Source organism: Nocardiopsis tropica (genome assembly GCF_042660575.1).
In the GTDB taxonomy this organism is placed as follows: domain Bacteria; phylum Actinomycetota; class Actinomycetes; order Streptosporangiales; family Streptosporangiaceae; genus Nocardiopsis; species Nocardiopsis tropica.
This window is the reverse complement of record NZ_JBHSUF010000003.1, coordinates 118,344-144,064: the sequence shown is the minus strand read 5'-3', so window position 1 is coordinate 144,064 and position 25,721 is coordinate 118,344. Positions and strand designations below refer to the sequence as shown.

At 74.4% G+C, this 25,721-nt stretch carries 26 protein-coding genes; 16 read left to right on the top strand and 10 right to left on the bottom strand.

The window, feature by feature from the left end; translation table 11 throughout:
• Nucleotides 1-177 precede the first annotated feature (177 nt).
• The 3 genes from ACFQBR_RS06275 to ACFQBR_RS06265 all read left to right on the top strand — a co-directional run bounded on the left by ACFQBR_RS06275 (nt 178) and on the right by ACFQBR_RS06265 (nt 1,853).
• Nucleotides 178-990: a MerR family transcriptional regulator gene (locus ACFQBR_RS06275; RefSeq protein ID WP_267949529.1), complete on the top strand. Its 813-nt coding sequence runs from the start codon at nt 178-180 to the stop codon at nt 988-990.
• On the top strand, nt 987-1,349 hold the full coding sequence (locus tag ACFQBR_RS06270) for a hypothetical protein (RefSeq protein ID WP_344178533.1): 363 nt from the start codon (nt 987-989) through the stop codon (nt 1,347-1,349). Before ACFQBR_RS06275 ends, ACFQBR_RS06270 begins: the two co-directional genes overlap by 4 nt.
• Before the next feature lie 126 nt (nt 1,350-1,475).
• Nucleotides 1,476-1,853: a hypothetical protein gene (locus ACFQBR_RS06265; RefSeq protein ID WP_344178531.1), complete on the top strand. Its 378-nt coding sequence runs from the start codon at nt 1,476-1,478 to the stop codon at nt 1,851-1,853.
• Nucleotides 1,854-2,009: 156 nt separating this feature from the next.
• Here the strand turns inward: ACFQBR_RS06265 and ACFQBR_RS06260 are convergent, their stop codons facing one another.
• Nucleotides 2,010-3,806 (bottom strand): acyl-CoA dehydrogenase, encoded by a 1,797-nt coding sequence (locus tag ACFQBR_RS06260; protein WP_344178528.1) that lies wholly within the window; start codon nt 3,804-3,806, stop codon nt 2,010-2,012.
• 215 nt (nt 3,807-4,021) lie between these two features.
• On the opposite strand from ACFQBR_RS06260, the gene aroQ reads away from it, so the two are divergent.
• A complete protein-coding gene (aroQ, locus tag ACFQBR_RS06255; protein ID WP_344178526.1) occupies nt 4,022-4,486 on the top strand; it encodes a type II 3-dehydroquinate dehydratase in 465 nt (154 codons plus the stop codon).
• A gap of 94 nt (nt 4,487-4,580) precedes the next feature.
• Here the strand turns inward: aroQ and ACFQBR_RS06250 are convergent, their stop codons facing one another.
• Entirely contained in the window at nt 4,581-5,216 is a 636-nt protein-coding gene (locus ACFQBR_RS06250; RefSeq protein WP_344178523.1) for a histidine phosphatase family protein, read from the bottom strand.
• A 179-nt stretch (nt 5,217-5,395) separates the two neighbouring features.
• On the opposite strand from ACFQBR_RS06250, the gene ACFQBR_RS06245 reads away from it, so the two are divergent.
• Complete coding sequence (locus ACFQBR_RS06245) at nt 5,396-6,742, top strand: TIGR01777 family oxidoreductase (RefSeq protein ID WP_344178521.1); 1,347 nt, start codon at nt 5,396-5,398, stop codon at nt 6,740-6,742.
• A gap of 93 nt (nt 6,743-6,835) precedes the next feature.
• Here the strand turns inward: ACFQBR_RS06245 and ACFQBR_RS06240 are convergent, their stop codons facing one another.
• Nucleotides 6,836-9,151, bottom strand: a complete 2,316-nt coding sequence (locus ACFQBR_RS06240; protein ID WP_267949536.1) for an FdhF/YdeP family oxidoreductase — start codon at nt 9,149-9,151, stop codon at nt 6,836-6,838.
• 488 nt (nt 9,152-9,639) lie between these two features.
• Here ACFQBR_RS06240 and ACFQBR_RS06235 point away from each other — a divergent pair, with 488 nt between their 5' ends.
• The 3 genes from ACFQBR_RS06235 to ACFQBR_RS06225 all read left to right on the top strand — a co-directional run bounded on the left by ACFQBR_RS06235 (nt 9,640) and on the right by ACFQBR_RS06225 (nt 11,972).
• Entirely contained in the window at nt 9,640-10,335 is a 696-nt protein-coding gene (locus ACFQBR_RS06235) for a tectonin domain-containing protein (RefSeq protein WP_344178518.1), read from the top strand.
• 183 nt (nt 10,336-10,518) lie between these two features.
• Nucleotides 10,519-11,244, top strand: a complete 726-nt coding sequence (locus ACFQBR_RS06230; protein WP_344178515.1) for a class I SAM-dependent methyltransferase — start codon at nt 10,519-10,521, stop codon at nt 11,242-11,244.
• A 107-nt stretch (nt 11,245-11,351) separates the two neighbouring features.
• Entirely contained in the window at nt 11,352-11,972 is a 621-nt protein-coding gene (locus ACFQBR_RS06225) for a maleylpyruvate isomerase family mycothiol-dependent enzyme (protein WP_344178513.1), read from the top strand.
• Nucleotides 11,973-12,043: 71 nt separating this feature from the next.
• On the opposite strand, the gene ACFQBR_RS06220 is transcribed toward ACFQBR_RS06225, so the two are convergent.
• Nucleotides 12,044-12,526: a YbaK/EbsC family protein gene (locus ACFQBR_RS06220; protein ID WP_344178511.1), complete on the bottom strand. Its 483-nt coding sequence runs from the start codon at nt 12,524-12,526 to the stop codon at nt 12,044-12,046.
• A 142-nt stretch (nt 12,527-12,668) separates the two neighbouring features.
• Between ACFQBR_RS06220 and ACFQBR_RS06215 the strand changes: the two genes are divergently transcribed.
• Nucleotides 12,669-13,859, top strand: a complete 1,191-nt coding sequence (locus ACFQBR_RS06215; RefSeq protein ID WP_344178508.1) for an MFS transporter — start codon at nt 12,669-12,671, stop codon at nt 13,857-13,859.
• A 292-nt stretch (nt 13,860-14,151) separates the two neighbouring features.
• On the opposite strand, the gene bla is transcribed toward ACFQBR_RS06215, so the two are convergent.
• Nucleotides 14,152-15,066: a class A beta-lactamase gene (gene bla, locus ACFQBR_RS06210; protein ID WP_378552368.1), complete on the bottom strand. Its 915-nt coding sequence runs from the start codon at nt 15,064-15,066 to the stop codon at nt 14,152-14,154.
• A gap of 244 nt (nt 15,067-15,310) precedes the next feature.
• Entirely contained in the window at nt 15,311-15,820 is a 510-nt protein-coding gene (locus ACFQBR_RS06205; RefSeq protein ID WP_344184272.1) for a DUF2255 family protein, read from the bottom strand.
• Nucleotides 15,821-16,264: 444 nt separating this feature from the next.
• On the opposite strand from ACFQBR_RS06205, the gene ACFQBR_RS06200 reads away from it, so the two are divergent.
• A complete protein-coding gene (locus tag ACFQBR_RS06200; RefSeq protein ID WP_267949544.1) occupies nt 16,265-16,915 on the top strand; it encodes a CatB-related O-acetyltransferase in 651 nt (216 codons plus the stop codon).
• An 83-nt stretch (nt 16,916-16,998) separates the two neighbouring features.
• On the opposite strand, the gene ACFQBR_RS06195 is transcribed toward ACFQBR_RS06200, so the two are convergent.
• A complete protein-coding gene (locus ACFQBR_RS06195) occupies nt 16,999-17,193 on the bottom strand; it encodes a hypothetical protein (protein WP_344184271.1) in 195 nt (64 codons plus the stop codon).
• A 39-nt stretch (nt 17,194-17,232) separates the two neighbouring features.
• Between ACFQBR_RS06195 and ACFQBR_RS06190 the strand changes: the two genes are divergently transcribed.
• Nucleotides 17,233-17,730 (top strand): MarR family winged helix-turn-helix transcriptional regulator, encoded by a 498-nt coding sequence (locus tag ACFQBR_RS06190; protein WP_344184270.1) that lies wholly within the window; start codon nt 17,233-17,235, stop codon nt 17,728-17,730.
• Between the two features lie 37 nt (nt 17,731-17,767).
• Here the strand turns inward: ACFQBR_RS06190 and ACFQBR_RS06185 are convergent, their stop codons facing one another.
• Nucleotides 17,768-18,841, bottom strand: a complete 1,074-nt coding sequence (locus ACFQBR_RS06185) for a saccharopine dehydrogenase family protein (protein ID WP_344184269.1) — start codon at nt 18,839-18,841, stop codon at nt 17,768-17,770.
• 100 nt (nt 18,842-18,941) lie between these two features.
• On the opposite strand from ACFQBR_RS06185, the gene ACFQBR_RS06180 reads away from it, so the two are divergent.
• From ACFQBR_RS06180 to ACFQBR_RS06165, 4 genes are all read left to right on the top strand, one after another.
• On the top strand, nt 18,942-19,895 hold the full coding sequence (locus ACFQBR_RS06180) for a GlxA family transcriptional regulator (protein WP_344184268.1): 954 nt from the start codon (nt 18,942-18,944) through the stop codon (nt 19,893-19,895).
• Nucleotides 19,896-20,042: 147 nt separating this feature from the next.
• A complete protein-coding gene (locus ACFQBR_RS06175; protein WP_344184267.1) occupies nt 20,043-21,524 on the top strand; it encodes a serine hydrolase domain-containing protein in 1,482 nt (493 codons plus the stop codon).
• 316 nt (nt 21,525-21,840) lie between these two features.
• On the top strand, nt 21,841-22,059 hold the full coding sequence (locus ACFQBR_RS06170; protein ID WP_344184266.1) for a type II toxin-antitoxin system HicA family toxin: 219 nt from the start codon (nt 21,841-21,843) through the stop codon (nt 22,057-22,059).
• A complete protein-coding gene (locus tag ACFQBR_RS06165; protein ID WP_344184265.1) occupies nt 22,028-22,417 on the top strand; it encodes a type II toxin-antitoxin system HicB family antitoxin in 390 nt (129 codons plus the stop codon). Before ACFQBR_RS06170 ends, ACFQBR_RS06165 begins: the two co-directional genes overlap by 32 nt.
• A gap of 42 nt (nt 22,418-22,459) precedes the next feature.
• Here ACFQBR_RS06165 and ACFQBR_RS06160 read toward each other — a convergent pair whose 3' ends face one another.
• On the bottom strand, nt 22,460-24,175 hold the full coding sequence (locus ACFQBR_RS06160) for a DUF885 domain-containing protein (protein WP_344184264.1): 1,716 nt from the start codon (nt 24,173-24,175) through the stop codon (nt 22,460-22,462).
• A 338-nt stretch (nt 24,176-24,513) separates the two neighbouring features.
• On the opposite strand from ACFQBR_RS06160, the gene ACFQBR_RS06155 reads away from it, so the two are divergent.
• Nucleotides 24,514-25,080 carry a dihydrofolate reductase family protein gene (locus tag ACFQBR_RS06155; protein WP_267949550.1) on the top strand — a complete coding sequence of 189 codons (567 nt, stop codon included), beginning with the start codon at nt 24,514-24,516 and terminating at the stop codon, nt 25,078-25,080.
• Nucleotides 25,081-25,210: 130 nt separating this feature from the next.
• Here the strand turns inward: ACFQBR_RS06155 and ACFQBR_RS06150 are convergent, their stop codons facing one another.
• Nucleotides 25,211-25,696, bottom strand: a complete 486-nt coding sequence (locus tag ACFQBR_RS06150) for a CarD family transcriptional regulator (protein WP_267949551.1) — start codon at nt 25,694-25,696, stop codon at nt 25,211-25,213.
• Nucleotides 25,697-25,721: the final 25 nt, after the last annotated feature.

The following is a 25,721-nucleotide window of genomic DNA, read 5'->3' as shown; positions in this document are numbered from 1 at the left end:
GGCGGAGGATTCCCGCCCCGGTCCTCCCGGCCGGGCCGCGGGGGGACGGCCCGCAGGGCGGCGAGGACGTCCCGTGGGAGGGACCTCCCCGGGACCTGGCGGCTTGCAGTTGACGTAGCGTCAACTCCTAGCGTCGTCTGCGGGCCGGACGGACCGGCCCGACGAGGGGGGGACACGATGTCCTGGCCGATCGGGGACCTGTGCCGGATGAGCGGGGTCACCTCGCGCACCCTGCGGCACTACCACCGGATCGGGCTGCTCGAACCGGAGCGGACGGGCCCCGGCGGCATTCGACACTACGGTCGGGGCGAACTCCTGCGGCTCCAGCGCATCCTCGTGATGCGCGAGCTGGGCATGGGGCTCGCCGACATCGCCCGGGTCCTGGACGAGCGGACGGGCGAGGCGGACGCACTCCGCGCCCACCTGCGCGACCTCTTGGCCGAACGGGACCGCATCGACACCCTCGTCGACACCGTGCGCCGCACCATCGGCGCACTGGAGGAGGACGACGGCATGCACGACGTCGACAGGCCCGAGGAGCTGTTCGCCGGGTTCGACACCACCGCCTACGCCGAGCGGGCCCGCGCCGAGTGGCCCCGCGAGTGGGAGCAGGCCCGGCGGGCGTCCGAGGCGCTGACCGGGGAGGACCGCGACCGGCAGCAGGCGGAGCTCGCCGCGCGGATGAGGCGCATGGCCGACCACCTCGCCGCCGGAACCCCGCCCGCCGACCAGGCGGTGCAGGCGGAGGTGCACGCCCACTTTCTGGAGGTGAGCCGGATGTGGACGCCCGACGCGGGCGCGTTCGAGAACCTGGGCCGCGTCTACGCCGAGGAGGGCGCCTGGCGCGCGGTGTACGAGCGCGTCGCGCCGGGCCTGGCCGAGTACCAGCGCGACGCGATGGCGGTCTACGCACGCGAGCGGCTGGCCGGCCCCGGGGCCCGGCGCGAAACGGGCGGCGGGGGCCCGGGTCGAGGGGAGGCGCGCACGTGATCCCCGCGCACTGGCGCCCCCACCTGCGGCAGGAGGACGGCGAGGTGCTCGGCTACCTCGAACCCGTGGACGGGGGCGGATATCGTCCCGTCACGCCCTTCGGCCATCCGGCGGGCAGGGAGGGGGAGGAGGGCGCCGCCCGCGCCGTCCTGGACTCCCTGGGCCTGGCCTACCTGGCGGAGCCGTGGCTGCTCACCCTCCCGGGCCGGGAGGAGCCGGTCGCCGTGCGGATCGTGGAGGTCGGCCCCGACCGCATGCGGGTGGCCAACGCCGACCACGGCTACGAGGAGGCCGACATCGGGCACGTCTTCGTCCTGGACGTGCCTGAGCCGGGGCGCCTGAGGGCCGCCCGCGGCTGAGCCGCCGCCGGGCGGGAGGACGGCGGACCCCGCCCCGCCGGTACCTTCGGGCCGAGGGCCCGACGGGACCGGACGCGGGGTCCGTCCCGGCGGGAGACGTCGGACCAGGAGCGGGAGCGGGAGCGGATGCGGATCACGGTGACCGAGGTGGACGGCGCGCCGACGGTCCGGTTCCGGTGCGCGGCCGGAGCGGCCACGGGCCGGTGGGCGGGCCCGGCGCCGCCCGTGCCCGGGGAGCACGATGTGGAGCTGGACGTGGCCGAGGAGGTCGTGTTCGCCCGCGCGGAGCCGGGGCGCGATCGCGTCGAGGACGCTCCGGACGGCTCCGGGGCCGTACTGGTCGCGGGGCGCGTCGAGCAGGCCGGGACGGGGGCGGACACAGTCGTGGTCCTGCGGGTGGGCGGCGGCCTCCTCCTGCTGGAGGCGTGCGGGGCCGTGCCCTCGGCCGGGGACCGGGTCCGCTTCACCGCGGCGGAGCTCCGCCTGTACCCGACGGGGGTGTAGAGGGCCTCCGGCCGGAAGGCTGCTCGCGGTCGGCGTGCGCCTGCGCCACCGTCGCCGCCGCCCGGCACAGGTCCCTGTGCCCGGCGGGAGCGCCCGCCCGCGCCTCGTGCGCGGGGGCGGGCGCTCCCAGGGCCGTCGACGCCCTTCCGACGGGTCCTAGAGCACGTCGGGCGAGACGTCCAGGACGGTGCGGTCGCGGGAGGCCACCAGGTCGAACTGCGGTCCGGTCCGGGGCAGCTCGTGGCGGAAGAAGTACGCCGCGGCCGCGCGCTTGCCCTCGTAGAAGTCCCCCGCACTGCCGTGCGCGGCCACCAGCTGCTCCAGCCACAGCCACGCCACCACCACGTGGCCCACCGCCTCCAGGTAGGGGGTGGCGTTGGCCAGCGCCACCGCGGGGTCGCCCCCGGCCCAGGCGGAGGCGGCCGTCTCCGTCGTCCGCGCCAGGGCGGCCGACAGCAGGCCGGCGTACACGGCCTCGTCCCCGCCCAGCTCCCGGGCGCGGTCGGCGGTCCGCTGCGCGGTCTCCACCAGCAGCGCCAGCCGCGCGCCGCCGTCCTGGACGGCCTTGCGGCCCAGCAGGTCCAGGGCCTGGATGCCGTGGGTGCCCTCGTGGATCGGGTTGAGCCGGTTGTCCCGGTAGTGCTGCTCCACGTCGTACTCGCGCGTGTACCCGTACCCGCCGTGCACCTGGATGGCCAGGCTGTTGGCCTCCACGCACCACTGGGAGGGCCAGCTCTTGGCGATCGGCGTGAGGACGTCCAGGAGCAGGTTCGCGCGCTCGCGCCCGGCGTCGTCGTCGGTGCTCGCCGCCTCGTCGACCAGCCGCGCGCAGTACAGCACCAGGGCGAGGGCGCCCTCCACGTAGCTCTTCTGGGCGAGCAGCATCCGCCGCACGTCGGTGTGGCCGATGATCGGCACCTGCGGCCGGGCGGGGTCCTTGTCGCCGAGCGGGCGCCCCTGGAGCCGTTCGCGCGCGTAGGCCAGCGACTTCAGGTACCCGGTGTAGCCGACGGCCGCGGCGCCGGCGCCCACGCCGATCCGTGCGCCGTTCATCATGTGGAACATGTACCGCAGGCCCTGGTGGGGTTCGCCCACCAGGTAGCCGACCGCGCCGGCCCGGCCGCCCGGCGTGTGCGCCCCCTCGCCGAAGTTGAGCAGGGCGTTGACGGTGCCCCGGTAGCCCATCTTGTGGTTGAGCCCGGCGGGGACGACGTCGTTGCGCTCACCGATCGTCCCGTCCGCCTCCACCAGGTACTTGGGGACGACGAACAGGGAGATGCCCTTGACCCCGGGCGGACCGCCGGGGAGCTTGGCGAGCACCAGGTGCACGATGTTCTCGGTCAGCTCGTGGTCGCCGCCCGAGATCCACATCTTGTTGCCGAACACCCGGTAGCCGCCCTCGCCGTCCTCCTCGGCGCGGGTGGTGATGTCGGCCAGGGAGCTGCCCGCCTGCGGCTCGGACAGGCACATGGTGCCGGTGAAGCGCCCCTCCACCATGGGGAGCACCCACGTGTCGACCTGCTCGGGGCTGCCGTGCGCCAGGAGGAGGCGGGCGTTGCCGGAGGTGAGGAAGGGGTAGGCGGAGGTGCCCAGGTTGGCGGCCTGGAAGTAGGCGCCGCACGCGCTGGAGACGACCTGCGGCATCTGGGCCCCGCCCACGGAGGCGGGCATCCCGGCGGCGGCGAGGCCGGTCTCGGCGTAGACCTCCAGGGCCTTGCGCACCTCGGGGATGACGTGGACGCGCTCGCCGTCGAAGTGCGGCTCGTTGGCGTCGCTGGCCTTGTTGTGCGGGGCGAAGTGGTCGGTGGCCACGCGCTCGGCCAGCTCCAGGGCGGCGTCGAAGGTCTCGCGCGAGTGGTCGGAGTAGCGGGGGCGCGCGGTGAGGGCCTCGGTGTCGAGCCACTCGTAGAGCAGGAAGTGCAGGTCACGCGCGGACAGCAGGGTGGACGCCACGGTCGCCTCCTCGGAAAGTTTGACCGACTGGTCGGTATGCTATCCGTTCCCGAGGCTTTCCCGGTGACCGGGGTCACGGGGCCGCCCGGGTCCCGGGACGTGTTCCGCGGGTCGTTCCGGGCCCGCGGTGATCGGCGTGAGCGCCGAGTCCACCGAGGGCATCCACCGGACACGCCCTAGGCTGGTGGCCACCGAACCAGAAGGAGCACTGGCCCATGTCCGCTGTCGCCGAGCCCTCCCGCACCGTCCTGCTGCTCAACGGTCCCAACCTCAACCTGTTGGGCACCCGCGACCCCGAGCAGTACGGCACCGTCACCCTCGACGAGGTCGAGCGGCAGGTGGTCGCCCTCGGCGTCGAGCTGGGGGTGGAGGTGGTGTGCGCGCAGAGCAACAGCGAGGGCGTCATGGTGGACCGGATCCACGCCGCCCGCCACTGGGCCGGCGTGGTGCTCAACCCCGGCGCCTACGCCCACTACGGCATCGCCCTGCGCGACGCGATCGACGCGGTCGAGGTCCCCGTGGTGGAGGTGCACATCTCCAACATCTACGCGCGCGAGGAGTTCCGGCACACGTCGGTGACCGCGCCCGTCGCGGCCGGGTACGTGGCGGGGTGCGGGGTGTTCGGCTACGAGCTCGCCCTGCGCGCGGTGCTCCGGCGCGACGCCGAGCGCCGCGCCTGAGGCTCCGCCCGGTGCGCCCGTCCCGGCAGGGTGCGGGGCCCCGGCAGCGGACCCGGTCGGCGCCGACCGGCCCCGCTGCCGGGACGGGCGCACCTCAGCGGTAGGTCATCAGAGCGGGACCGCCCTGCTCCAGGTGGGCGTGGTCGTTGAAGGACAGCACCTGGGTGCCGCCGCGCCCGTGCAGCAGCTTGCTCACCGAGCCGTTGACCACCACGCGGTTCATCGCCAGGAACCCGGCCGAAGAGGCGCCCAACAGGGTCGAGCACACCGCGGCGACGACCCCGGCCGAGGTGAACACCAGCGCGGTCTCCCCGCGCCCCAGCCCCGCGACCACATCGGACAGGGCCGCGTTCACCCCCTCGCGGAACCCCTCCCAGGTGCCGGGCCCGCTCCCCCCGGCGCCCATCCACGAGGTCAGGGCCGCGTCCAGGCGCTCCTGGAGCGTGCCCGTCCCCGTGAGGTGGGAGCCGAGCAGGCCGAGGTGGTCGTACTCGTCCCAGCGGGGGTCGACGGCCGGTGCGGTGTCGATGCCCGCCTCGGCGAGGGCGGCCGCCGCCGTCTGGCGCTGGCGGCGCAGCGCCCCTGTGGCGACCGCGCCGATCCGGAGGTCGCGCCGCTTGAGCTCGGCGCCGAGCAGCCGGGCCTGCTCGTGGCCGGTGGGGCTCAGCTCGTCGTAGTCCTCGGCCTCCGGAGAGGCCTTCCCGTGGCGGATGAGATAGATCGCTGGCATCGCCCCAGGGTACGAGCGGGCCCCGGACCGCAGGCACACCGGGGCCCTGTTGACATACCGTCCGGTCGGTTCGGGGTGGTGGCGGGCGGTGCCGACCGCGGGAGCGACCCGCGACGGGCCCGGCGGCGCGCGGCAGCCGGTCGCCTCCGCGTTACCGTGGCCACACGCGACACGGAGGGATGACCATGGTCTTCCGGTATTCGAGCGTGGTGCCCGCACCGCGCGACGAGGTCTTCGACTGGCACGCGCGGCCGGGCGCGTTCGCCCGGCTGGCCCCGCCCTGGCAGCCGGTGCGCCTGACCGCCGAGGCGGACTCCCTCGCCGACGGCGTGGCCGTGCTCTCGTTCCCCGGCGGCCTGCGCTGGGAGGCCCGCCACCTTCCGGAGCGGTACGACCCGCCCCGCAGGTTCGCGGACCGGCTGGTGTCCCAGCCGCTGGCGGCGCTGCTGTCCTGGACGCACGCCCACGACTTCGTCGCGGAGACAGGGGAGAGCACCCGCGTCGTCGACCGGGTCGCCACCTCCGTCCCCGAGGCGCTGCTGCGGCCCATGTTCGCCTACCGCCACGCCCAGCTCGCCGACGACCTGGCGGCCGGGGCCCGGGCGCGGGCCTGGCACGACCGTCCGGTGACCGTGGCGGTCACCGGATCGGGCGGGCTGGTGGGGCGCTCCCTGTGCTCGCTGCTCACCACGGGCGGGCACCGGGTGGTCCGGCTGGTGCGCGGGGACCCCGCCCACGCGGGCGAACGGCGCTGGGACCCCCGGGAACCGGCCGCCGACCTGCTCGAAGGCGTCGACGCCCTGGTGCACCTGGCGGGGGAGCCGCTGTTCGGGCGGTTCACGGAGCAGCACAAGGAGGCCCTGCGGGACAGCCGTGTCGGCCCCACGCGCGCCCTCGCCCGCCTGGTGGCCCGCAGCGGGACGCGCGTGTTCGTGACCGCCTCGGCGATCGGCTACTACGGGCCGGACCGGGGGGACGAGGTCCTCACGGAGGACAGTCCGCGCGGGACGGGGTTCCTGGCCGACCTGGTCGCGGACTGGGAGGAGGCCGCCGAACCCGCTGCCGGGGGCGGCGCCCGGTGCGTGCAGGTGCGTACGGGCATCGTGCAGAGCCCCGCCGGGGGAGTGCTGGGGCTGCAGTACCCGCTGTTCGCTGCGGGGCTGGGCGGCCGGATCGGCGACGGCCGGCAGTGGATGTCGTGGATCGGCGTGGACGACCTCGCGGACGTCTACGTGCGCGCCGTCCTGGACGGGGCGCTGACGGGCCCCGTCAACGGGGTGGCGCCGAACCCGGTGCGCGGCGCCGAGCACGCCGACGTGCTCGCCGGCACCCTGCGCCGTCCCGCGGCGCTGCCGGTGCCGGGCTGGGGGCCGGCCCTCCTGCTGGGACGGGAGGGCGCGGACGAGGTGGCGCTGGCGGACCAGAGGGTGGCCCCGGCCCGCCTGGAGGCGGCGGGGCACCGTTTCCGGTACCCGCGACTGGAGGCGGCGCTCGCCCACCTCTTCGGCCGGGAGCGCCCCGTGTGAGGCGGCGGCGCGGCCGCCCCCCGGCGGGCGCCCGCCGGGGGCGGGGTGCGGCCCGTGGGCCGCACCCCCGCGCCGTGCCGGAGCCTTTCCGCCTCAGGCGGCGCCGGAGTCCGGCTCGAAGCGCACCACCACCGACTTCGACGTCGGGGTGTTGCTCACCTCCGCCGTGGAGTCCAGCGGGACCAGCACGTTGGTCTCCGGGAAGTAGGAGGCCGCGCACCCGCGCGCCGTCGGGTAGTGCACCACACGGAAGTGCGCCGCGCGCCGCTCCCGGCCGTCCCGCCACTCGCCCACCAGGTCGGTGTAGGAGCCGTCCTCCAGCCCCAGCTCGCGTGCGTCCTCCGGGTTGACCAGCACGACCCGGCGGCCGTCCTTGATGCCCCGGTACCGGTCGTCGAGGCCGTACACGGTGGTGTTGTACTGGTCGTGCGAGCGCAGCGTCTGCAGCAGCAGCCGGCCCTCCGGCACCTCCGGCGCGTACGTGCCGTTGACCGTGAAGTTCGCCAGACCCGTCTCGGTCGGGAAGCGCCGGTCGTCGCGCGGCGCGTGCGGCAGGGTGAACCCCGCGGGCTTGCGCGCACGGGCGTTGAAGTCCTCGAACCCCGGCACGACCGCCGCCACGTGGTCGCGGACCCGGTCGTAGTCGAACAGCTCCGACCACGCCACGGGTTCCTCGCCCAGCACCCGCCGGGCCAGGTCGCAGATGATGTCGACCTCCGAGCGCATGCCCTCCGACAGGGGCGGGAGCACCCCGTGGGAGGCGTGCACCTTGCCCATCGAGTCCTCCACGGTCACCCACCGGGGCTCGCCGTCGCGCAGGTCGCGGTCGGTGCGCGCGAGCGCGGGCAGGATCAGCGCCCGCGTCCCCGTCACCACGTGCGAGCGGTTCAGCTTGGTGGACACGTGCACCGTCAACCCCACCCGGCGCATCGCTTCCTCGGTGACCAGGGTGTCGGGCGTGGCCGCCACGAAGTTGCCGCCCATCGCGAAGAACACCCGCACGTCGCCGTCGGCCATCGCGCGGATGGCGTTGACGGTGTCGTGGCCGTGCTCGCGCGGGGGCTCGAACCCGAACTCCGCGCCCAGGGCGTCCAGGAACGCCTCCGCGGGGCGCTCGAAGATCCCCATCGTCCGGTCGCCCTGCACGTTGGAGTGGCCGCGCACCGGGCACACGCCCGCGCCCGGGCGCCCCACGTTGCCGCGCAGCAGCAGGAAGTTGACGACCTCGCGGATGGTCGGCACCGAGTGCTTGTGCTGGGTCAGGCCCATCGCCCAGCACACGATGATCCGCTCCGACCCGGTGACCATCTCCGCGATCCGCTCGACGAGCTCCCGCTCCAGGCCGGTGGCCCTCTCGACCCGGGGCCAGAACTCCTCGTCCGGCTCGGCCAGCAGGTCCTTGGAGAACTCCTCGAACCCGTGCGTGTGGGTGGCGATGAAGTCGCGGTCCAGGACCTCCTCCCCGCGCTCCTGCGCCTGCAGCAGCAGCCGGTTGACCGCCGAGAACAGGGTGAGGTCGCCGCCCAGGCGGATCTGCGCGAACAGGTCGGTGAGCTCCGTGCCGCGCCCGAGCAGGCCGCCCGCCTTCTGCGGGTTGCGGAACTCGCGCATGCCCGCCTCGGGCAGGGGGTTGACGGTGATGATCCGGGTCCCGGAGCGCTTGGCCTTCTCCAGGGCGGAGAGCATCCGGGGGTGGTTGGTGCCGGGGTTCTGCCCGGCGACGATGATCAGGTCGGCCTTGCGCAGGTCCTCCAGGGAGACACTGCCCTTGCCCACGCCCAGCGTCTCGGTGAGGGCGGAGCCCGACGACTCGTGGCACATGTTGGAGCAGTCCGGCATGTTGTTCGTGCCGAGCTGCCGGGCGAACAGCTGGTAGAGGAAGGCGGCCTCGTTGCTGGTGCGGCCCGAGGTGTAGAACACCGCCTCGTCGGGGGAGGACAGCCCCCGCAGGTCCTCGGCGACCAGGTCCAGGGCGCGGTCCCAGCTCACCGGCTCGTAGTGGGAGGCGCCCTCGGCCAGGTACATGGGCTGGGCGAGGCGGCCCTGCTGCCCCAGCCAGTAGCCGGAGCGCTCGGCCAGTTCGGCGACCGGGTGCTCGGCGAAGAACTCGGGCGTCAGGGCCCGGGAGGTGGCCTCCTCGGCGACCGCCTTGGCGCCGTTCTCGCAGAACTCCGCCGTGTGCCGCTTGTCGCCCTCGGGCCAGGCGCAGCCGGGGCAGTCGAAGCCGCGCTTCTGGTTGATCGCGAGCATGGCCGGCAGCCCGCGCCGGACCCCGGCCTGTTCACCGACGTGGCGGACGCTGTTGAGCACGGCGGGCATGCCCGCCGCGCTGGTCTTGGGCGGGCCCACCGTGGGGGAGTCCTGGGCGGGATCGTGCTGTACGGAGTTCTGGTGTCTCACACTTCGCATTGTGGCATCGCGTCCCGTGGCACCGTGACGCCGGGGGAGCGGCCCGGCCGGTCAGGGGCGGTGCGGCCCTCCGAGCCCGAGGGGGAGACGGGCCTCCGCGAGGCCGTACTGCCGCCGGGCGGACGTGCTGCCCGCAGTATTTGTCATGACATGGCAATATAGTTCGCTCTTCATCTGTTTTTGTTTGTTCGGTGTTTTTGTCGCCTCCCTATCACGGTTGTTTTTCTCCGGCCGTGCCTTTCGGGATACTGGCCGGAACGGGCCTGGGGGGATTGCGGTTCCCCGGCGGCGGGCATCTCGGTGGGGCGACGGTCCCGGGCCTGGAGGAAAAAGGGAAGGGAAAGGCAGGTTTCCGGCCCCCTGTGTTCCTCCGGAGGATGTGCCGCCCTCCCTGCGGATTCGAAATGCGCTCCGGGCTCCGGGCAGTCGCGGAGTGAAGTTCCTCGAGTGGTTCGTCGTAGAATTCCAAGCGAACAGAGATGAGTTCCATGGCTCACTGGAAGAACATCCCCGGTAACCTCACGAAGATCTCGGTGGGATCCCGGAGCAATGTGTGGGGTGTCAACTCCGCCGGTGCCATCTATCGTTTCACGAATGACGACGCCAACCCCTGGGTCAATGTTCCGGGGGGTTTGGTCGACATCAGTGCTGCTGCGGACGGCACGGTGTGGGGGGTGAATGCGAACAACCAGATCTATCGTTACACGGGTGATCTGGGTTCGTCCCACTGGAAGGGTATCTCCGGCGGCCTGACGAGGATTTCCGCCGGTTCCCGGAGTAATGTGTGGGGCGTGAACTCCGCTGGCGGCATCTATCGTTTCACGAATGACGACGCCAACCCCTGGGTCAATGTTCCGGGGGGTTTGGTCGACATCAGTGCTGCTGCGGACGGCACGGTGTGGGGGGTGAATGCGAACAACCAGATCTATCGTTACACGGGTGATCTGGGTTCGTCCCACTGGAAGGGAATCTCGGGCGGCCTGTCGGGAATCTCCGCCGGTTCCCGGAGCAATGTGTGGGGTGTCAACTCCGCCGGTGGCATCTATCGTTTCACGAATGACGACGCCAACCCCTGGGTCGGTATCCCCGGCGGGCTGAAGGAGATCAGCGCGGCCGCGGACGGCACGGTGTGGGGCGTCAACTCCGCCGGCGCCATCTACCGCTACACCGGTGACCAGCCCTAGGGCCTGAGCGCGACGGACGGGTGTTCCCCGCGGCGGCCCGCCGCGGGGAACACCCCGGGGCCGCCGCGGCCCCACCGGCCCGGACGCCGCGCACCCCGCGCACGCGGGGACGCTCCCGCTCCGGCGACCGGTCCGGTCGAAAACCCCTGGCGGAACGGGCTCGTCCGACAGCACACTGCGGCGATGTACTCCGACGCCGACGCGGCCGCCCTCTACGACGTCCTCAACCCCTGGGACCCGAGCGACGACTTCTACCTCTCCCACGTCATGGCCTCCGCGTCCGTCCTGGACGTGGGCTGCGGCACCGGAACGCTGCTGCACCGCGCCCGCGAGAACGGGCACGGCGGCCGGCTCTGCGGGCTGGACCCCGACCCCGCCGCGCTCGGCCGGGCGCGCGTGCGCGACGACGTCGCCTGGGTCGGGGGCCGCGCCGAGGACATGACGTGGGACCGCGAGTTCGAGCTCGCGGTCATGGCCGGCAACGCCTTCCAGACGCTCGTGTCCGACAGCGAACTCCGCTCCTCGCTCGCCGCGATCCGGAGGGCGCTGGTCCCCGGAGGGAGGTTCGTGTTCGGCACCCGCAACCCCTTCGCCCGCGCCTGGGAGCGCTGGACCCCGGACAACGCCGCCGACGTGGTCGACCACCGGGGCCGCTCGCTGCGCGTGTCGCACCGGGTCGAGTCCGTGGAGGGCGACGTGGTCACGTTCTCCGAGACCACCGCGACCGGGGAGGGCGAGCCGCTCCGGGTCGACAGGGGACGCCTGCGGTTCCTCGGCCCGGAGGGCGTCGACGCCTTCCTGCGCGGTGCCGGGCTGGAGGCCGAGGAGCGCCACGGCGACTGGTCGCGGGGCCCGTTCACGGTCGGGAGCACCGTCATCGTCACCGTCGCCCGGGCGGTCGGCGGCTGAGGAACGCGCCCGGGCCCGCCCCCGGCGCCCGGACGGCCGCCCGGAGGATCCGCTGCGCGGGGACGTGCCTCGGCCCGGATGTCGGTGCCGGATCCTAGGCTCCCCGCATGAACGAACTCTGGCCGACCGTGCACACCGAACGGGCCGCACTCGCCGCCGACCTCGCGGACCTCACCGACCGGCAGTGGGCCACGGAGTCCCTGTGCACCGGGCTGAGCGTCCGCGAGGTCCTCGCCCACCTGGCGTCGGCCGCCGGGCTGAGCTGGGCCCGGTGGATGGCGGGGGTCATTCGCTGCCGGTTCGACTTCGACAAGCAGGTGGAGATGCGCCTGGCCGAACAGCTCGGAGGGAGTCCGGCCGAGACCCTGGAGAACTTCCGCCGCGTGGCGGCCAACACGACCACCCCCGTCGGCCCGGTCGTGGCGTGCCTGGGCGAGACCGTCGTCCACGGGGAGGACATCCGCCGCCCCCTGGGGATCGGCCGGGCCTACCCCGTCGAGACGCTCACGCGCCTGGCCGAGTACTACAGCGGCACCGATCTCGTGGTCGTGGCCAAGGGGAGGATCGGCGGGCTGCGCCTGGCCGCCACGGACGGCCCCTTCGCCACCGGCTCCGGTCTCCCGGTCTCCGGGCCGACCCTGGCGCTCGTCATGGCGATGACCGGCCGCGCGGCGTACTGCGACGACCTGGAGGGCGAGGGCGTCGCGGTCCTGCGCGAACGCTGCTGAGGCGGGCCCGCCCGAGCCGCGTCGGCCGGGTCGCCGGGCGGCTGCCGGACCGGCCCAGGCTCCGCGCCCGGTCAGTTGACGGCGACCGGGGTCCCGTCCGTCATCTTCAGCAGCTCCGCGTAGTCGGTGGGGAAAATGGTGTTGGGGGTGCCGCCGGCCGCCCACAGCCGCGGGTACTCCTCCAGCGCGGTGTCCACGACCGTCTCGACGGGCGCCGGGTGGCCCACGGGGGCCACCCCGCCGATCACCTGGCCGGTGGCGGCGCGCACCTCCCCGGGCTCGGCCCGCCTGATGGCCTGCCTGCCCAGGCGCCCGGCCAGCAGGGCCACGTCCACCCGGTGCCGACCGCTCGTCATCACCAGCAGCGGGCTCCCGTCGGCCATGAACACCAGGCTGTTGGCGATCGCCCCGACCTCGCAGCCCAGCGCCTCGGCCGCCTCCGCCGCGGTGCGGGTCGACGCGGGCAGTTCCCGCACCCGGTCCCGCGCCCCGAACCGGGCGAGCGCCTCGGCCACCTGCCGACTGCGCTCCGGCAGGTTCTTCCCGTCCGCCATCTGCATCTCCCCGTACTCGGTCCGTGGGAAAGGGTGTGCTCCAGGATGGCAGGCTACGCCTGCGCGCCCCCGCCGGTCCCGGCGACCGGTGAAGGGGCGCCGGACACCCCGGCCCCGGGCGTCCCGCGCCTAGGCTGTCGGGGTGCGCGTACGGAACCGTTGGACCGTCCTCTCCGTCAGCATGGTGGCGCAGGTGGCCAGTGTGTCCGCCATGTTCGGCGTCCCCCTCGTGCTCCCGCAGCTGAGGGACGCCTTCGGGGTCACGACCGCGCAGGCGGGGATGCTGGCGGGGCTCCCGTCCCTGGGGCTGCTCCTCACCCTCCTGTTGTGGGGCGTGGTGATCGACCGGGTCGGGGAGCGGTCGACGATGGCGCTGAGCCTGGTCCTCACGGCGGCTGCGCTCGGCGCGCTCCGGCTCGTCACGGACGTGTGGGGCGCGGCAGTGGTCCTGGTGCTCGTGGGCGCGGTCGGCGGCCCGGTCAACGCGGCCAGCGGCCGACTGGTCCTGTCCCGGTTCGACGCGGGGGAGCGGGGCCTGGCCATGGGGATCCGCCAGTCGGCGCTCCCGCTGGGCGTGGGGCTCTCCGCCCTGGTGCTGCCCGGCGCCGCCGACGCGTGGGGGTTCGTCGCGGCGATGACGCTACCGGCAGTGCTCGCGCTCCTGGCGGTGCCGCTCCTGCTGGCCGTGGCGCCGGGCCCGCCCCCGCACCGGCCCGCGCGCGGACACGCGTCCGAAGGAGGGGAGGCGGCCCCTCCCGCCGCCGGGTCGCCGTACCGGCGCCGCCCGATCTGGCGGGTGCACGGCGTGAGCATGCTCCTCGGCGTCCCACAGGTCGCGCTGATGACGTACGCGGTGGTCTACCTCGTGCAGGAACAGGGATGGGACGCACCCGCCGCGGGCGCGGTGGTCGCGGCGGCCCAGGTGCCGGGCGCCGCGGGACGCCTGCTGCTCGGGATCCGGTCGGACCGGACCGGCGACCGGATGCGGCCGGTGCGGTGGCTGGCGGCGGTCTCCGGGGTCTGCCTGCTCCTCCTCGCCCTCCTGCCCGGGGTCTGGGACAGGACGGCCGTGCCCCTGCTGCTGGCCTGCCTGGTGCTGACGATGTGGCACAACGGCCTGACCTTCACCGCCGTCGCCGAGATCGCCGGGACCGCGTGGGCCGGACGGGCCCTGGCCGTGCAGAACTGGCTCCAGGCCGTCAGCACCACGCTCACGCCGGTCCTCATGGCCGCGGTGATCACCACCGCGGGGCTGCCCGCCGTGTTCGCGGTGAGCGCGGTCTTCTCGGCCGCCGCGGTCGCGGTGGCGCCGGGCTCGCGCACCCGGGGGTGATCCCCTCCGGCCGCCCGGAGGTCCCGCCCGGGGGCCCGCCCGTGTCGCGACGGAACCGGCGCGGGAGGGCCCGGCCCGCGAACTCCCCGGCGTTCCACCCCTCCCGCGCACGCCGCGTGCCGGGCGCCCCGGGGCGGTCGAGGGGCCGGGGGGACGTAGCCCGCGTGGCGGCGCCGGGGCCGGCGCTCCGCGACGGGCGAGGGGGTGCGGTCGGCGCCCGCGGGCGCCGACCGCACCCCCTCGCGGAGGACGGACCCGGCCCGGGAGCCGTGCCCGGGCGCGGGCCGGGGCCCTACGGGGCCAGTGCCTCCACGACGACCTCGGTCGCCCCCGAGACCAGGGCGTTGTCGAATTCGGCGTCCTCCTGCTCACGGGTGGACATGACCGCGATGACGATGGGGTCGTCCTCGGGGGGCCAGACGACGGCGATGTCGTTGCGCGAACCGTGGCTGCCGCCGCCGGTCTTGTCACCGACACGCCAGTCCTCGGGGACCCCCGCCCGGATCAGCTCGTCACCGGTCGTGTTGTTGAGGAGCATCTCGGTGAGCACGTCGCGCGGGCCCTCCTCCAGGACGTCACCGAGCACGAACGCCTCCAGGCTCCCGGCCATGGCGCGCGGCGTGCTCGTGTCCCGGGTCTCGCCGGGCGGCACCTCGTTGAGCTCGGTCTCGATCCGGTCCGCCGAGATCACGTCGTCGCCGAGCTCCCGCATGTCCTCCTCGAACCCCTCGGGTCCGCCCAGCTCCTCGAACAGCAGGTTCGCGGCGGTGTTGTCGCTGTGGCGGACGGCGGCGTCGGCCACCTCCAGCAGGGTCATCCCCGTGTCGACGTGCTGCTCGGTGATGGGGGAGTAGTCGACCAGGTCCTCTTCGGTGTAGGTGACGACCTCCTCCAGCTCCTCGGGGGTGTTCTGCCCCAGGACCAGGGCCGCCGTGAACGCCTTGTGGGTGGAGGCGTAGCCGAACCGCTCGTCGGCGCGGTGGAAGACCTCCTCCCCGGTCCCGGTGTCCACCGCGTAGACCCCGAGACGGGCGTCGAACTCCGATTCCAGCCGCTCGAACTCACCGGAGAGGTCCTCGGCCGTCACCTCCGCGCTCGCCGGCTCCGCCTCGGCGGGCGCGGCGGAGCCGGAGCAGGCCGCGGCGGGGACGAGCGCGAGCGCGGCCAGGGCCGCGAGCCCGGTCCTGCGGGCCGTGGGGAACAACATGTGCGTCTCCTCGTGGTCTGGTGCGCGCCGCCCGGAGGACCGGGCGGCGCGGAACGGACAGGGTCGGAAAGGGCGGACACGGCGGGACACGACCCGCTGCGACCTGCCCCTTTCCGGGCCCTGTCCGTAGTCTGGGCCCGGACGCCGATACCGTCCAAGACGGAAACGACCAGTCCCATGCGGAAACGACATGAACCCAGCCTGTGGCGGTCGGCCGCGGTCGGATTCGGCCGTCCTGGCCGCCTCAGGCCTTCTCCTCCTGGCGGCGCGGACGTTCGAACAGGGCGTGCCAGCGCCCGGCCGGGCCCAGCGGGGAGCGGATCCGGGAGCCGCGGCCGGCCGGGAGCGCGGCCGCGGAGCACACCGGCGCCTGCGTCCGCGTGGCGCACGGCACGAGCCGGAGCGTCGTGGAGGCCGCCTGGTCCCCGGTCACCGTGTCGAGGAAGGCCGCGGCGTAGTGGCCGTACTTGAGCCGGTAGGCGGCGTCGACCCGTTCACGCGTCCCGGGGTCGGCGGGCTCGAAGACGACGTTCCTGCGCAGGCCCGCGGCCCGGACCGTGCCCTTCCGGTGGATCCGCGCGCTCCGGTACCAGTCGGAGGCGTGGCCGCCCAGGGAGCGGACGTAGAGGTCGTCCCCCTCGCGCACCACCCAGACCCTCCGGCCGCGCCTCAGCACACGCCTGCCGTGCGCGACCGTCAGGACGATCTCCTCGGTGGAGGAGTACAGCGTCAACTCTTCGGGAGTCCACGTCATCGGCGTCTCGTCATCTCGCTTTCCGTTCGAGGTGTCCTACAGGGGGGAATCGCATGTACGCGGTGGCGGGGCGAGATCCGGTGGACCGCGCACGGTCCGCGCCCCCGCGGGGCCGCTCCCCGGCCGGCCGCCGTCCCCCGCGCCGGACGGGTGCGGGGGCGTGCGGTACGGCGTTCCGGAGGGCGCCCGGGGGCAGGGGGCCGTGCTCCCCGCCGGGGGAGCGGTGCTGACGGCGCCCGGACCGGCCGCGCCCCTCCAGGCTAGGATCCGGAGGCCTCCGGAGGGAGGCCCTGCCACACCCACCCTTGCGCCGTCCCGGCCCGGAGCGGCGCCCGCGCGGGGGGCGCCCGCGCGGACCCGCAGGTCGCAAACGCCTGGACCGGCGCTTCCCGTGCTGGGATCATCGGGCGGTCCGACGCCCCACGACCCGAGGGATATCCCGCCATGCCCGTGCCCGCCGACCCGACCGTGCTCCACCCGATGCCCGGGCAGCCGCGTGTGGTCCTGCTCAAACCCCTGGTGACGTCCCCGCTCATCGAGGTCGGGGAGTACTCCTACTACGACGACCCCGACGACCCGACCGCGTTCGAGACGCGCAACGTGCTCTACCACTACGGGCCGGAGAAGCTGGTCATCGGCCGGTTCTGCGCGCTGGGCACCGGGACCCGGTTCATCATGAACGGCGCCAACCACCGTATGGACGGCCCCTCGACCTTCCCCTTCCCCACGATGGGCGGCTCGTGGTCGGAGCACTTCGACCTGATCACCGGGCTGCCGGGCCGGGGGGACACGGTGGTCGGTCACGACGTGTGGTTCGGCCACGGGTCGACGGTGATGCCCGGCGTGCGGATCGGCCACGGGGCGGTCATCGCCTCCGGAGCAGTCGTCACTTCCGACGTGCCCGACTACGGGATCGTCGGCGGCAACCCCGCCCGGCTCATCCGCACCCGCTTCGACGCCGGGACCGTGGACCGCCTGCTGGCGGTGGCCTGGTGGGACTGGCCCGCCGAGCACATCACCGAGCACGTGCGCACGATCATGTCGGGCAGTGTCGACGACCTGGAGGCCGCGGCGCCGGGCGGGTCCGGCGGTTGAGGCCCGGCACGGGGGCCGCTGCCGGTCGGGGGCCGGACCCCGTGCCGCGGCAGGGCACGGCCGGGGCCCACCGGTACCGCCGTTCACCGGCGCCCCGCCGGGGCGTGCGGGAGCGTTCGGCGCACCGCGGGAAGCAGCGACCCGGCGGGCAGGGCTCTGCGCGCCGACCGGTGCAGCGGGCGGCCCTCGGGGAGGAAGCGCCGCGTCACGTGGGACGTGTCCGCCCAGGCCACGGGGGCGACCGCCGTCACGAGGGCCCACCGCCGTATAGCTTCCATGGAAGCTATAGTAGCTTCCTCGGAAGCTACACTGGGGGCATGGAGCAGTACGACCGCGTCACACGTATCCAGGCCGAGTGGGAACGCGAGCGCCCCGACCTGGACGTGTCCCCGCAGGGGGTGATCGGCAGGCTGCACCGCATCGGCTCCCACCTGAGCGACCGCCTGTGCGTCGTCTACCGCCGTCACGGGCTGAGCGAGGGAGAGTTCGAGGTCCTCGCCGCGCTGCGCCGCGCGGGAGGGCCCTGCGAGCGGGCACCCGGCGAACTCGCCCGGTTCACGATGGTCACCACCGGGGCCATGACCAAGCGGCTCGACCGGCTGGAGGAGGCCGGACTCGTCACCCGCCGCCGGGCCGAGGGGGACGGCCGGGGCCGGACGGTCACGCTCACCGAGGCGGGCAGGACGCTCATCGACCAGGCCTTCACCGAGCACATGCAGGACGAGCGGCGCCTCCTGGAAACCCTCACCGCCGAGGAGGCCGAGCGGCTCGAAGCGCTGCTGGCCACCTGGTTGTCGCGCATCGAGGGGACCTGAGTCCCCGCCGGGCGACCGCCACCGGCCCCGGCCGCCGCTACGGCGCCGCGGCCGGGGGCTCCGCGCCGGGCGCCCGCTCTCCGTGGAGCGGGCCCGTCGCCACGTGCGGGGACAGGGCGCGCAGGAAGTCCGCCGCGTCGAACATCTCACCCGCGGAGGCCACACCGGCGGCCCCGGTCCGCCCGGTGAGGATCCGCTCCACCGCCTCCACCGCGAGCGGCGCGGACACGGCGTAGATGTCCCGGCCGGTGGCGAACGCGCGCCGCTCGGCGCCGCCCGAGCGCACGAGGACGTCCACGAGGAAGGTCTCCGCAGGCCGGTCGGGACCGTCCGCCCCGGCCGGCGTCCGCGCGGCCGGGGCCGACAGGCCCGTGGCCGCCTCGACCGTCATGTACGTGTGCACCTCGCGGACGTCCAGGTGGCGGGGGATCGTGGTGACCTCGGCCATCGTGAACTCGCCGACCACCGCACGTGTGCCCATCGGCTCGGGGAACGCCCATTCGGCGGCCGGAGGGGCGCCGTCGCGGTACTCCAGCCTTCCGTTGGCGAAGACGACCCGCCGGCCGTCCCTCCTCTGCCGGGACACCCGTCCCGCGGCGCGGGTCCCCTCCGTGGGGGCCCAGCCGCTCAGCCCGTAGGCGACGTGCACCTCGTCGGCCCCGCCCCAGCCACCCGCCGCCGCCGTGGCCAGCAGGTCGCCGAGCCCGCCGAAGAACGCCATGGCGGGCACCACCGCGACCCCCGCTTCGCGGGCGTCCTGCTCGAAGTGCGTGAACGTGTCCCGGTTCGCCTCGATCTCGGCCGCCACGTCCACGTACGGGACGCCCGCGCGCAGCGCCGCCCCGACCACCGGCGCCGCGGTCACGGCGAAGGGCCCGGCGCAGTTGACCACGGCGTCCGCGCCTTCCAGCGCCCGGTCGAGGGAGGCCGGGTCGTCCATCGACGCCGCCCGGGCGGGCGACCCGGGGTGGGACGCCCGCAGGTCCCGCAGCCTGCCCGCGTCGCGCCCGACGAGGACGGGGGTGTGGCCGCGGCGGCGCAGCTCCGCCGCCACGAACCGCCCGGTGTGCCCGGAGGCGCCGACCACCGCCACCGCGAATCCTGATCCCATCGGTTCCCCCTGGGGCTCGAACTGTCCGTCAGGAAGATCATGGCCGCGCCGGCGAACCGCCGCCAGCGTCCGGAACGCCACCATACGTACACTTTCGGACATGCCCTCGATCGCGTTCGCCCTCACCGACGGAATGCTGCACTTCGAGCTCGCCGCCGCGTGCGAGGTCTTCGGCACCGCGCCGCCGGGCACGGCCGCCCCCTGGTACGACATCGCCCTGTGCGGCTCCGGAACGGTGCGGGCCGGACGGTTCCTGTTGGAACCGGACCACGGGCTCGACCGGCTGGCGAGTGCCGGGACGGTGGTCGTGCCCGCCCTGGCCGACGTGGACGAGCGCCCGCCGGCCGTGCTGGTCGACGCGGTGCGCGCCGCCCACAGGGCCGGAGCGCGTGTGGTCTCCCTCTGCACGGGCGCGTTCGTGCTGGCCGAGGCCGGCCTCCTCGACGGGCTGCGCGCGACCACCCACTGGGCCCACACCGGCGAGCTCGCCTCCCGGTACCCGCGGGTGGAGGTCGACCCCGCCGTGCTCTACGTCGACAACGGCAGGGTGCTCACCTCCGCGGGCAAGGCCGCGGCCGTGGACCTGTGCCTGCACCTGATCCGCGTCGATCACGGCTCGGCGGTCGCCAACGCCGCCGCCCGCCGCCTGGTCGTGCCCCCGCACAGGCCCGGGGGCCAGGCCCAGTTCGTCGCCGCCCCGGTCCCCGTGCGGGACGGCCACCCGGTCGCGGATCTGCTGCCCTGGGCGGCCGAACGGCTGGAGCTACCGCTGACGGTGGAGGACCTGGCCCGCCGGGCGAACATGAGCTCGCGCAACCTGGCGCGCCACTTCCGGTCGCTGACCGGCACCACGCCCCTGCGCTGGCTGCTGGAGCAGCGCATCCGCCGCGCCCAGGAACTGCTGGAGACCACGGACGACGGTGTCGAGCCCATCGCGGCGGCCGTGGGCATGGGCACCGCCGCGACGCTGCGCCGACACTTCCACCGCACCGTGGGAGTGCCCCCGGACGCCTACCGGCGCGCCTTCCGCGGCCGGGTCCCCCGGCGCGGCTGACGGGAAGGCCCGGCGCCGACCTGCCCGAACGGGCCCCCGGCCGGACCCCCGCCGCCGGGCCGGTGATAGGACCGGATCCGAGCACGGGCCCCGCCGCCGCACCGGCGGCGGGGCCCGCGTCCCCGCCCGACCACAGGAGGAGCACCCGTGACGACGACGGCACCGCGCCCGGATGACAGGCCGACCCCCGCACCCCGCCTGACCGCGGTCGACGAGGCGCACTGGGGCGAACGCCTCCGGGTGCTCGCCGCCGAGCACGGGGTTCCCGGGGCCCAGCTCGGCATCCTGGCGCTGGGCCGCCCCTCCGCGGAGGGGGAGGGGCGGGAGCCCGACCGGATCGCCCTCGCCGCCTGCGGCGTGCTCAACACGGAGACCGGCCACCCCGTGGACACGGGTTCGGTGTTCCAGATCGGGTCGATCACCAAGGTGTGGACCGCCACCGCGATCATGCGGCTGGTCGACGAGGGGCGCCTCACCCTCGACACCCCGGTGGCGGAGGTCCTGCCCGAACTGCGGCTCTCCGACCCCGCGACGACCGGGCGGGTGCTGGTGCGCCACCTGCTGACCCACACCAGCGGCATCGACGGCGACCTGTTCACCGACACCGGCAGGGGGGACGACACCCTGGAGAGGTACGTCGCCCTGCTCTCCGACGCGGCGCTGATCCACCCGCTCGGAGCGACCTTCTCCTACTGCAACTCCGGGTTCCCGGTGCTGGGCCGCGTCATCGAGAGGCTCACCGGCGGCACGTGGGACGCGGCGATGCGGGAGGCGCTGTTCGCCCCCCTCGGCCTGACGCACACCGGCACGCTCCCGGAGGACGCGCTGCTGCACGGCGCGGCCGTCGGACACGTGCGGGGGCTCCCCGACCCGGTGCGCGCCCCGGTGTGGGGGCTGCCCCGGTCGATGGGGCCGGCCGGGCTCCTCACCTCCACCGCGCGGGACGTGCTGCGCTTCGCCCGCATGCACCTGGACGGCGGACTCGCCGAGGACGGCACACGCGTCCTGAGCGAGGAGGGCGTGCGCGCCATGACGGAGTTCCAGGTCGACGTGCCCGGCGCGCACGCCCTGGGCGACTCCTGGGGGCTGGGCTGGATCCGCCACGACTGGAACGGGCACCGGCTCGTCGGCCACGACGGCAACACCATCGGGCAGTCCGCGTTCCTGCGCGTGTCCCCGGAGACCGGCCTGGCCGTGGTCCTGCTCACCAACGGCGGCCACGCGTCCGATCTGTACCACGATCTGTACCGCGAGGTCTTCCGCGACCTGGCCGGGATCGGGGTTCCCGACAGGCCGGCGCCGCCCCCGGTCCCCGCCGAGGTCGACCCCGCCCCCGCCCTGGGGACGTACGAGCACGCCGCGCTGCGCATGGAGGTGTTCGCCAGGGACGGCGACACCGTGATGCGGACCACCGTCCTGGGGCCCCTCGCCGACGTGGACCCCGAGCCCGAGCAGGAGCACGTCCTGGTCCCGGTGGAGGAGGGGTTCTACGTCGTGCGCTCCGGCGGTATGCGGTCGTGGGCCCCGGTCACCTTCTACGCCCTGCCCACGGGCGAGCGCTACGCGCACTACGGCTCCCGCGCGCTCCCGCGCCTGGACGACGGCGCCCGGGGAGCGGGCGGGGCCTGAGTCCGGGGCGCCGGCCGTCCGCGCCGGGCCGCGTCAGCGCCGGGGCCCGGCTCCAGGGACGTCCCGGTGGGGAGATGTACCGGTCGACCTCGGACACGATCTCCATCCGGGGTGCGGCGTGCGCGGCCATGGAGTCGAGGGCCTGCCGACGGCTCCACCACCTGGCGTGCAGTCAGGTGTCGATCGGGATCTGTCCCCACAAGCGGACGGCCGGAATGATATCGGCTGTCCATCTGGAGTCCGGGGAGGTCACCATGGCTGCAAAATTTGTCTATTCAGTTAGCCGAGGCCTGTCTAGTACGCTAGAAAAACGCTCATGAAGCGACGCACGCTCCTCAGGGTGCTGGCCGAAGCCGCCGCCAAGCGGGGAACGGAACTGGAGTTCGTCCGTTCGGGCGGACGGCACGACATCTACCAGGTCGGCGACTACCGGTTCCCCATCGCACGACACGCCGACATACCCGAGATGACGGCCCGTAAGCCATCAGGGAAGTGGAGGAACCGTGAGCGAACACCACTACCGGGCCCGCTGTGAGAAGGACGGCCGACACTGGTCGGTCGATGTGCCGGAGTTGTGCCTGCACACCTTCGGCGCCACGCTGGCCGATGCCGAGGACATGGCGCGCGACGCTATTGCCGGGGTTCTGGACGTACCAGTCGACAGGGTGAGTGTGGACCTGGTGGTCCAGGGAGCCGAGGAGTTGCAGGCCGACTTGGCCGCCGCCCGCTCCGAGCGCGCGGCGGCGGAGAAGCACATGCGTACGGCCCAGGCCCGCGCGGTCGAGGCGCTGCTGGCCAAGGGCGCCAGCCAGCGCGACACGGCCCGCCTGCTGGGCATGTCGCACCAGCGGGTGTCCCAGGTGGCTGCCGGGTCCTCCGCGGTCGACGCCTGAGAACTCTCGTCCCGTCCTGCCGGCCGTCCGCGCTGGGCCGCGTCAGCGCCGGAGCCCGGCTCCAGGGGCGTCCCGGCGGGGGCCGGGACGGCTCCGGCTGGCGGTCCAGGCCCGCACCACGTCGTCGAGCACGCCCAGGGGCAGTGGGCCGCTGCCCAGGACCACGTCGTGGAAGGCCCTGATGTCGAACCGGTCGCCGAGGGCGGTCTCCGCCTCCGCGCGGATGCGCTGGATCTCCCACCGGCCGACCATGTAGGCGGGAGCCCGTCCCGGCGAGGAGATGTACCGGTCGACCTCGGACACGATCTCCATCCGGGGTGCGGCGGTGTGCGCGGCCATGAAGTCGACGGCCTGTCGGCGGCTCCACCCCCTGGCGTGCAGCCCGGTGTCGACGACCAGGCGGCAGGCCCGCAGCGAGTCCTCGCCGAGCATGCCCAGCCGGGAGAGGTCGTCGCCGTACAGGCCCATCTCGTCGGCGAGGCGTTCGGAGTAGAGGCCCCAGCCCTCGTCGAACGCCGTCACCGATGCGAGCCTGCGCAGCAGCGGCAGACCGGACAGCTCCTGTGCCAGGGCCAGCTGGAAGTGGTGGCCGGGGACGGCCTCGTGGAACGCGATCGCCTCTGCGCTGTACCGGTCGCGGCGGTCGGCCTCGTGGGTGTTGGCGAAGTAGGTGCCCGGTCGGCTGCCGTCCATGGCCGGCGGCATGTAGTAGGCCACCGGGGCGCCCGGCGCCTCGGCCGTCGGCACCGCCTCCACCGCACAGCCCCGCGACGGCAGCCGTCCGAACCACCCGGGTGCGGCCCGCTCGGCGCGGCGGACGGCCGCCCGGGCCGCCCCGATCAGTTCGGCGGCGTCCCGCCAGCGCATCGCCGGATCGGTGCGCAGCCGGTCGAGGATCTCGCCCGGCTCGCCGGTTCCGAACACCCTCATCCCGACCGGCGCGAACTCCGCCGCCAGCCCCTCCAGCACGTCGAGGCCGGCACTGTGCAGCTCCTCCGGTGTGTGTCCGGTGGTGGTGTGGCCCCGGAGCAGCCGGGCGTAGTGGCCCTCGCCGTCGGGCAGCCAGCACAGTCCGGCCCTGGTGTCGGGACGCCCGTGCGGTACCGCGTCTGCGGCGAGGGTGTCACGGTGGCGTGCCAGAGCCGGGGAGACGGCGTCGGAGAGCAGCCGGTCGCGCTCGGCCCGGAAGGCCGCGGCCGCGGAGCCGTCGGCGACCGGCCCGGGGCGGCGCAGCGGATCCTCCTCCGGCGTGGCGAGGTAGCGGGTCAGGTGGGAGACGGCGGCCTCCGCCGACCGCCGCACGGGCGTGCGCCCGGCGGCCACGCCCGCGCGGAGCCTCTCCGCGATCGTGTCGAGCAGGTTCGGCAGCCCGGCCAGACGGGCCAGGTAGCCCTCGGCGTGTTCCGGCCGGGTGATGCCGACCATCGCGAGTCGGGACAGCGTGCCCACGGCCGGGTCGAAGAAGGAGTCGGAGACGGTGTACTCGACGCCGCGCGCGGCGACGCGGTCCAGTTCGGCCCCCGCCTGCTGGAGGAGGACGGCCCGGGTGACGCGGTCATCGGCGCCGAGACTGTCCGGGTCGACTTCCGCAGCCCGCGCCGCGACGTCCGCGATTCTCGCCGTCGAAGCCTGCTCGCCCGCTTCGGTGTGGTCGCCCAGCCGGTCCTCCCGGTCGCGTACGCCCAGAAGCGAGGCCCTGACCGGGTCCGTGTCGAGCAGGGCGTCCATGAGTTCGTCGGCGAGCCGGTCGATGGCCATGGAGTCCTCCCCGGGACGGTGTGTGGGGGAGGCTACACCGGCGCGGCGGTGGAGCACATGCGCACGGCCCGGGTCCGCGCGGACCACGGTGCGGGTCCGGGCGCGGCGGCCTTCGTCCGACCGGAGGGCGGAGGCCGCGCTCACAACCGAGTTCCCGGGTGTTCCCCTGGCCGCCCGGGGGCGGCCCGCGCCCCGCCGTCCGCGTGCTCCGCACCCGGCCGGGACCCCTCCCGGACCGGCCCGGTCCTCCCGGAAAAAGTTCCGCCCCGGTGTCGATCGGGGCCGGCCCCGATCGACGTGTGGGTGAGGAAGCAGACCGAGCAACCCTGGAGTCACCTGTGCGCACCCTGATCGTCACCGCGTTCGTGTCCGTCGACGGAGTCATGGAGGCCCCCGGCGGCGAGCCCGGCTACCGCAACGCGGGCTGGACCTTCAAGGACATCGAGATGGACGAGGCCGCCTACGGGATCAAGGCCCGCGAGCAGGAGGAGGCCACCGCCCTGCTCGTCGGCCGCCGCAGCTACGAGGCCTTCGCCCCGGTGTGGCCGACGATGGTGGAGGAGTTCGCCGGCTACAACGCCATGCCGCGGTACGTGGTCTCCACCACGCTGGAGAAGGACGACCCGCGCTGGCCCGCCACGATCCTGCGCTCGGTCGAGGACGTGGCCGCGCTGAAGGAGACCGGGGGCGGGCCGATCTCCGTCCAGGCCAGCGCCACCCTGGGCCGGGCCCTGGCCGACGCCGGGCTGGTCGACCGCTACCACCTGCTGGTCTTCCCGGTGCTGCTGGGCGCGGGCAAGCGGCTGTTCAGCGACACGGACAAGGACGCCCAGAAGCTCAGGCTGGTCGAGCACGAGGCGTACTCCAACGGCGTCCAGAAGCAGGTCTTCGACGTGGTCCGCTGAGGCCGGGCCCGGAGGGCGCGGTACCCCGCGTCCGGGAGCGTCCGCCGGGGGACGCCCCCGGACGCGGGGCGGGCGCTCCGCCGTCCCGGACGCGGGCGACCGCGTGGTGGCCCGTGCCGGGGCCGGAGCGCTACGAGGAGAGCTTCTCCTCGATCAGGCGCTCGGCCTTCTCGACATCGCCGACGCCGGGGTGCTGCGAGAGCTCGTTGACGAGCATCTCCCTGCCGCTCAGGAACAGGCGCTTCTCTCCCGCGGAGACCTTCCTGGCGCGCTGCCGGTCGCTGATGCTGCGGACCAGTTCGGCGATCTGGCGCGGGTCCCCGCTGCCCAGCTTGGTCTCGTAGTTCTTGAACCGGCGCGACCAGTTGGGCGGGTCGTCCGTCGGCGGCCGGCTCAGGGTGTCGAGGATCGTCTGCAGCCCCTCGTCGTCGACGACCTTGCGCAGCCCCACCAGTTCGACGTTGGCCACCGGGATCTGGATGTCCATCGCCGAGGCGCGCACGGTCAGGGTCAGGAACTCGACGTCGCCGGCGGGGGTGGTCCGGGTCGAGCGGCCGGTGATGGTCACCAGCCCGTGGCGGGGGTGGATGAGGGCGTGTCCCACGGTCAGGTCCACCGGTTCACCACCGCCTCTCCCAGCG